Origin of the sequence: Pelagibius sp., assembly GCF_028289705.1 — a bacterium.
Taxonomy (GTDB): Bacteria; Pseudomonadota; Alphaproteobacteria; order Kiloniellales; family Kiloniellaceae; genus Pelagibius.
The window spans coordinates 23,093-30,234 of the sequence record NZ_JANQOI010000055.1; the positions used below are offsets into that span (position 1 = coordinate 23,093).

8 protein-coding genes are annotated in these 7,142 nt (G+C 65.5%); 4 read left to right on the forward strand and 4 right to left on the reverse strand.

The window, feature by feature from the left end; all coding sequences use genetic code 11:
* Positions 1–73: 73 nt before the first annotated feature.
* From Q0996_RS06600 to Q0996_RS06610, 3 genes are all read left to right on the forward strand, one after another.
* Positions 74–670: a urate hydroxylase PuuD gene (locus Q0996_RS06600; RefSeq protein WP_299617007.1), complete on the forward strand. Its 597-nt coding sequence runs from the start codon at positions 74–76 to the stop codon at positions 668–670.
* A gap of 177 nt (positions 671–847) precedes the next feature.
* Positions 848–1,516: a nitroreductase gene (locus tag Q0996_RS06605; protein ID WP_299617008.1), complete on the forward strand. Its 669-nt coding sequence runs from the start codon at positions 848–850 to the stop codon at positions 1,514–1,516.
* Between the two features lie 221 nt (positions 1,517–1,737).
* Positions 1,738–2,340: a superoxide dismutase gene (locus tag Q0996_RS06610; RefSeq protein WP_299617009.1), complete on the forward strand. Its 603-nt coding sequence runs from the start codon at positions 1,738–1,740 to the stop codon at positions 2,338–2,340.
* A gap of 84 nt (positions 2,341–2,424) precedes the next feature.
* Here the strand turns inward: Q0996_RS06610 and Q0996_RS06615 are convergent, their stop codons facing one another.
* The 4 genes from Q0996_RS06615 to yajC are packed head-to-tail and all read right to left on the reverse strand — an operon-like array spanning position 2,425 to position 5,851.
* Positions 2,425–2,802, reverse strand: coding sequence for an Mth938-like domain-containing protein (locus tag Q0996_RS06615; protein WP_299617010.1), 378 nt, complete (start codon positions 2,800–2,802; stop codon positions 2,425–2,427).
* A gap of 51 nt (positions 2,803–2,853) precedes the next feature.
* The gene (gene secF / locus Q0996_RS06620; RefSeq protein ID WP_299617011.1) at positions 2,854–3,804 is read right to left on the reverse strand and encodes a protein translocase subunit SecF; all 951 of its coding nucleotides are present in this window, start codon (positions 3,802–3,804) and stop codon (positions 2,854–2,856) included.
* Between the two features lie 15 nt (positions 3,805–3,819).
* Positions 3,820–5,382 (reverse strand): protein translocase subunit SecD, encoded by a 1,563-nt coding sequence (gene secD, locus Q0996_RS06625; RefSeq protein ID WP_299617012.1) that lies wholly within the window; start codon positions 5,380–5,382, stop codon positions 3,820–3,822.
* Between the two features lie 40 nt (positions 5,383–5,422).
* Positions 5,423–5,851, reverse strand: a complete 429-nt coding sequence (gene yajC, locus Q0996_RS06630) for a preprotein translocase subunit YajC (protein ID WP_299617013.1) — start codon at positions 5,849–5,851, stop codon at positions 5,423–5,425.
* Between the two features lie 173 nt (positions 5,852–6,024).
* Here yajC and Q0996_RS06635 point away from each other — a divergent pair, with 173 nt between their 5' ends.
* On the forward strand, positions 6,025–6,900 hold the full coding sequence (locus Q0996_RS06635; protein WP_299617014.1) for an ATP-binding protein: 876 nt from the start codon (positions 6,025–6,027) through the stop codon (positions 6,898–6,900).
* The last annotated feature ends 242 nt before the right edge of the window (positions 6,901–7,142 follow it).

The following is a 7,142-nucleotide window of genomic DNA, read 5'->3' on the forward strand; positions in this document are numbered from 1 at the left end:
CGTCTCAAATAAAGAGTGGCGCTTATCTCTGCGGTCCTGCGGACGCGCTGCGTGCAATTTAGGAGGGGTTAGAATGGCCGGCATCTTGACGTCACTACGGAATACCGTGGTCTCGGGCTTTGTCTTAGCCGTAATCCTGGCGCTGATCTACGCCGGGATGCAGGGCTACAGCGGTTACGAGTTCGGGACCTTTTTCTTCCGCTGGCTGCATGTCATCAGCGGCGTCATGTGGATCGGCCTGCTCTGGTACTTCAACTTCGTCCAAATTCCCAACATGCCCAACATTCCCGACGACCAGAAGCCGGCGATCGGCAAGGTGATCGCGCCGGCGGCCCTGTGGTGGTTCCGCTGGGGCGCCATGGCTACCATCGTCACCGGCCTGATCCTGGCCGCCTTCAACGGCTACCTCCTGGAAGCGATCATGCTGGGGCTGACCGACGGCGTGCCCAAGCACACCATGATCGGCATCGGGATGTGGCTGGGCACCATCATGTGGTTCAACGTCTGGTTCGTGATCTGGCCGAACCAGCAGCGCGCCCTGGGCATCGTCGAGGCCGACGCCGATACCAAGGCTAAGTCGGCGCGCACGGCCATGCTGTTCTCGCGTACCAACACGCTGCTGTCGGTGCCCATGCTGTTCGCCATGGTCGCGGCGCAAAACCTCTTCTAGGCCGCGCGCGGCACAGTCGTTCAAAGCAGGGACCGGGGCCATTCAGGCCCCGGTCCTTTCCTTTTCAGCACGAGGGAATGGCTTTATCGCGACTCATTCGCAATTGCAAACCTGGGACTGGTCCCTATCTTCTAGCGATATGGATCGAATTTGCAGCGACGGGGAAAAGCGGAGACCATGGCCGACGGAAGCATCGCAGAGGATCGGGACCCCATGACTGACAGCCTGACCCGGGGCCGGGTCACCATCGACTCGCAGCCCATCGATCTGCTGCTGACGCGGCGGTCGGTGGTGGCCAACCTCATCGGCGAACCGGGGCCGGATCAGGCGCAGTTGGACCTGATCCTGAGCGCCGGGCTGCGGGTGCCGGACCACGGCAAGATCGGCCCCTGGCGGCTGCAGGTGCTGGACAAGTCCGCCCAGGCCCAACTGGGCGACGTGCTGGCCCGCGAGTTCCAGGCCAAGTTCCCCGACGCTAACGAAAAGCAGGTCGCGTTCGAGCGCAACCGCCCGCAGCGGGCGCCGACGCTGATCGTCGTCAGCAGCCGCCTGGAGCGGGATCACAAGATCCCGGAGATCGAGCAGCTTCTCTCCTGCGGGGCTGTCTGCACCAACCTGTTGAACGCCAGCAACGCCCTCGGCTTCGCCGCCCAATGGCTCACCGAATGGCCGGCCTACTACGAGGCCGTCAAAACAGCGCTCGGCGTGCCCGCCGATCAGCACATCGTCGGGTTCGTCTACATCGGCACCGCCCAGGAGCCGCCCGGCGAACGGGTGCGCCCCGGCCCCGAAAGCGTCGTCACCTACCCGCAGAGCATTCCGGTCCCGCCACAAGACGACGCCTGACGGCACCCCTGTCACAAAAGCTTCTCGACCCTGCCATCCGGAGGCGCCCGGACGGCCTCTAGACTGCTGTCCGGTCCGCTCGGGAGACCGGTTCGAGAGATTCTCGCTGGGCCGTGCACTCCCCGCTGGACTTCCGATTCCATATTCCTAAGTCACCAGTTTGAAACCCCTCGCGGTCGCGAGAGATCAGCCAAACACGAACACAGAGAAAGAGAGACGGTATGGCTTTCGAGCTTCCTTCCCTGCCCTATGCCCAAGACGCGCTGGAGCCGCATTACTCGGCCAACACCCTCAGCTTCCACCACGGCAAGCACCACGCAGCCTATGTGACGAAGCTGAACGAGCTGATCGCCGGCAGCGATCACGAGGGCAAGTCGCTGGAAGAGATCATCGCCTCCAGCACCGGCGGTCTGTTCAATCAGGCAGCGCAGGTTTGGAACCACAGCTTCTTTTGGAATTCCATGAAGCCCGGCGGCGGCGGTTCGCCCGACGGCGCGCTGGCCGAGGCCATCGATGCGGCCTTCGGCAGCCTCGAGGCCTTCAAGCAGCAGTTCAAGTCCGCCGGGGTCGGGCAGTTCGGCAGCGGCTGGGTCTGGCTGGTCAAGGACGACGGTGCCCTGAAGATCGTCACCACGGCCAATGCCGAAACCCCGCTCACCGAGGGTCAGGTGCCGCTGCTGACCTGCGATGTCTGGGAGCATGCCTACTATCTGGACTACCAGAACCGCCGGCCGGACTTCATCCAGTCGTTCCTCGACAATCTGGTGAACTGGGACTTCGCCGCCGCCAACTACGACGAGGTCGCCAGCGTCGCGGCCGAATAGCGCGAAGCGACGGTTCGGATGCTCGGAGAAAGGGGGCTGCCGGCCCCCTTTTTCATGGGCTCTCGGCAGGCCGCGGAGGCAGGCTCAGTCGACCGCGATCAGGGCCGCGGCCACCTGGCGGTCTTCGGCGACGAGGACATTGTAGGTGCGGCAGGCCGCGCCGGTGTCCATGGGCTCCAGGGCTACACCGCGCGCCTTGGCAGCCTCCCGCAGGTCCGGGTCGATGAAGGCCATGGCCTTACCGCAGCCGATCAGCAGGACCTCGATCCCCGCTGCGGCGGCCAGCACCGGCTCCAGGCTTTCGAGGGACAGCGCGGCAATGTCGGCGACCGGCCATGACTGGCTCAACTCCGGCATAACCAGGACGGAGCCGCCAAATACCGTGCCGGAGACGCGGAACCCACCGCCGCCATAGGCTTCGATGATCTGGCGACCCTCGGGAACCAGGGGGGTAACGTCCATGGCTGAGCCTTTCGCGTGGCGGGAGCAGGGTACCGCCCTGCCCGCGCCGGCTTAGGAGGCTTCGGCGGCCTTGCCCTTCGCCTTCGCCTCCGTCGGATCGTCCTCCTCACCGCCGCGGCGCAGGGTCATGAAGGTCAGGATGGGAACCGCCAGGGCAACCGAGGAATAGGTGCCGATGACCACGCCCCAGATGAGGCCGGCGGTGAAGCCCCGGATCACTTCGCCGCCGAAGAAAAACAGGGCGCCGAGGGCGAGCAGTGTGGTGACGGAGGTCAGGATGGTGCGCGAGAGCGTCAGATTGATCGCCCGGTTCAGCACCTCGTTGACCGGCAGCTTCTTATAGCGGCGCAGGGTCTCGCGCACGCGGTCGAAGATCACAACCGTGTCGTTGATCGAGTAGCCGGCAATGGTCAGCACGGCGGCCAGGGTCGCCAGATTGAACTCGATCTGGGTCAGCGAATAGAAGCCCACCGTGGCCACGACGTCGTGGATCAAGGCGATCAGCGCCGCGACGCTGAAGTACCACTCGAAGCGGAACCAGATGTAGAGCCCGATGCCCGCCAGGGCCAGGACCGTCGCCAGCAGCCCGGCCCGTTTCAACTCGTCGCCGACCTTCGGGCCGACGAACTCCTGCCGTCGGATCTCAACGCTGTCGCCCAGGGCATCGCGCGCGACCTGGACCGCAGCGAGCTGTGCCTTCTCGTCACCCTCCTGGCGTCGGATGTTGATCAGCACGTCGGTCGGTTCCCCGAACTGCTGCAAACTGACCTCGCCCAGATCCAGCCCGGCAAAGCGGTCGCGCAGGGCGCCCAGATCGGCCGGTCCCTGGGTGCGGACCTCGAGCAGGATGCCGCCGCGAAAGTCGACCCCGAAGTTCAATCCCTGGACCAGAAAGAGCCCGACCGAGCCGAGAAGCAGAAAGGCGGAGAACGCCAGGAAGAGGCTGCGCCGGGCGATGAACTGGATGCCGAAGTCCAGCGGGAGCTTGCGGATGAGTGCCATGGATCCCCGCCCCTCCTAGATAGCCAGGGCCTGGGGCCGGCGCCGGCGCAGCCAGAGCACGACCAGGGAGCGGGTGAGCATGATCGAGGAGAACATGGAGGTTACGAGGCCGATGGCCAGGGTGACCGCGAAGCCCTTGATCGGCCCGGAGCCGAAGTGGAACAGCAGCAAGGCCGCGATCAGCGTGGTGAGGTTCGAGTCGATGATGGTGGTCAGCGCCCGCCGATAGCCGGCGTCCACCGCCGTCACCGGCCCGCGGCCGTTGCGCATTTCCTCGCGGATGCGTTCGAAGATCAGCACGTTGGCGTCCACCGCCATGCCGATGGTCAGCACGATGCCGGCGATGCCCGGCAGGGTGAGGGTCGCCTGCAGCACCGAAAGCGCCGCCAGGATCAGGGTCAGGTTGATCAGGAGGGCGACACTGGCCATGGCCCCGAAGAGGCCATAGATCGCCGCCATGAAGATGACGACGAAGACGAGGCCCAGCACCGCGGCGATCTCCCCGGCGCGGATCGAATCTGCGCCCAGACCGGGGCCCACGGTGCGCTCTTCCAGATAGGTCAGTTCGGCGGGCAAGGCGCCGGCGCGCAGCAGCAGGGCCAGATCCTCCACCTCCTGAACCGTGAAGCGGCCGGAGATGATGCCCCGCCCGCCCAGGATCGGTTCGCGGATCTGCGGCGCCGAAATCACCTGGTCGTCGAGCACGATGGCGAACAGCCGCCCGACGTTGTCGCTGGTGGCATCGCCGAAGCGCTTGGCCCCCAGGGTATCGAAGCTGAAGGCGACAACCGGCTGCCCGTCCTGGAAGGTCGCCTGGGCATCCACCAGGCGGTCACCGCTGACCATGACCCGCTTGCTGACGGGATAGGAACTCGGCTCGCCCTGACCGGGCGCATAGGCATCGAGCACTTCCACCGAGGGCGGCAGGCGGCCGCCGGCACCGAGGCTCTCGTGGACGAAGCGGAACGACATGACGGCGGTCTTGCCGATGATGTCCTTCAGGCGCTGCGGATCATCGAAGCCCGGCACCTGGATCAGAATGCGGTCCTCGCCGTGGCGCTGGATGGAAGCTTCCTTGGTGCCGGTCTCGTCGATGCGGCGGCGAATGACCTCGATCGCCTGGCTGATCACCTCTGTGGTGCGCTGGCGAATGGCCTGATCCGAGAGGGTGATGCGAAAGGTCCCGTCGTCGTCGCTGTCGATCACCAGGTCCCGCAGGATGAGCTCGCGGATCGCGAGGCTCGCACGGCTGTCGGTTTCCGGGTCGTCCAGAACGAAGCCCACCGCGGTGCCGAAGAGGCCCCATCCGCTCGCACCGACCCCGCGCTGGGTCAGGGCGCTGCGCACCTCGTCCACCAGGTTCTCGCGGTCCTCCTCCAGGACGGCCGGCAGGTCCACGCTCGACAGCAGATAGACGCCACCGCGCAGGTCCAGGCCGAGGCTCACCTGCTTGTGCGGGATCCAGCCCGGCAAGTCTTCGGCCTGCTTGCTGCCCAGGAGGTTCGGCGAGGCGTAAGCGAACCCGGCCAGAACCACCAGAACGATCAGAATGACTTGCCAGCGCGGAATGTGGACCATGGTGGTACGCGAGCCCTAGCTGAAGACCGGTCGCGGCCGGTCAGGACTTGTCGGTCGGCCGCTTGGCGCCGCCGAAGAGGCTGCCGAGCAGGCTCTTGGGCTTGTCGGCGCCGGCATCGTTGGCAGCCTTCGGCGCGCCGCCCTTGGCGGGGGCGGCCTCGGTCCGGCTCAGAACGTCCTGGACCGTGTGCTTGACCACCCGCACGCGCACGCCCTCGGCCAGTTCAACCTGCACCTCGGTATCGCTGATCACCTTGGTGACGGTGCCGATCAGCCCGCCGCCGGTGACCACCTTGTCGCCGCGCCGCAGGGCCTGGACCATGTCGCGGTGCTGCTTCACCTTTTTCTGCTGGGGCCGGATCAGCAGGAAATAGAAGACGACAAAGATGAGGATGATGGGCAGGAGGGAGGTGAAGATATCCGCACCACCGCCGCCTGCGGCCTGGGCGTAGGCCGGCGAAATCAGCATACTTTAGACCTTTTCCGAGCAGTCAGACCGGCGGACTATAGCGGCAAGCGCGCGAATTGCAACGCCACCCGCGGGCCTTGTCCGGGGGCCACGGCGCAATTGACCCGCCGCGGTGCAGGCGATAGCTTTTGCGGCCAAATTCAATCTCTTGCCCGTCGCTCCTTGGAGCATCGATGAACAATCCCGACAGCGAAAACCTGCCACCGCTTCTCCAGCGTATCGCCGAGGCCCTGGAGCGAATCGCACCGGCCACGGCGCCGGAGGTCTCCCTGGGCTCCGCAGACGGCTTCATCTGGCAGCCCGAGAGCGATCGCCTGGAGCCGGTATTGACCATAAATCGGGTCGACTTCGTGCTTCTGCAAGGGATCGCGCGCCAGGCCGAGACGCTCTACGAGAATACCCGGCGCTTCGCCGAAGGCCTGCCGGCCAACAACGCCCTGCTCTGGGGGGCCCGCGGCATGGGCAAGAGCTCCCTGGTCAAGGCGGTGCACGCCCGGGTGAACGAGGAGCGCGGCGCGGGATCGCGCCTGGCCCTGGTGGAGATCCACCGGGAGGACATTCCCAGCCTGCCCCGCCTGCTGCAGCGCCTGCGGAAGACCGAGCGCCCCTGCATCCTGTTCTGCGACGACCTCAGTTTCGACGGCGGCGATGCCAGCTACAAGTCGCTGAAGGCGGTGCTGGAGGGCGGGATCGAGGGCCGGCCCGCCAACGTCATCTTCTACGCCACCTCAAACCGCCGCCATCTGATGCCGCGGGACATGATCGAGAACGAGCGCTCGACGGCGATCCACACCTCCGAGGCCGTTGAAGAGAAGGTCAGCCTCTCCGACCGCTTCGGCCTCTGGCTCGGCTTCCACAACTGCGATCAGGACACCTACTTCGCCATGATCGAGGGTTATGCCGATCGCTATGGCCTCGCCCTGCCCCAGGACCAGCTTCGCGCCGAAGCCAAGGAGTGGGCCGTGACCCGCGGCGGCCGCTCCGGCCGCGTCGCCTGGCAGTTCATCCAGGACTTAGCCGGGCGCCTGGGCCAGCGGTTGGAGGATTAGGCCTCCAAGAGTCAGGCTTGAAATTTGTTCTATGACTTTGATGGTTTGGCGGCACCATCCCAACCCACATCGTCACCCTCGGGCTTGTCCCGAGGGTCCATGGAAAGAGCGAGACCCGGACCTCAATGGATTGCCGGAACAAGCCCACTGGTGTCCGGTTTAATTTAGTGGACGTGGTGCATGGCGTTGATTCTACTGGTCTCCAAGCGTTTGGCGACGTTTTGGACACGAGCAGGGGATCA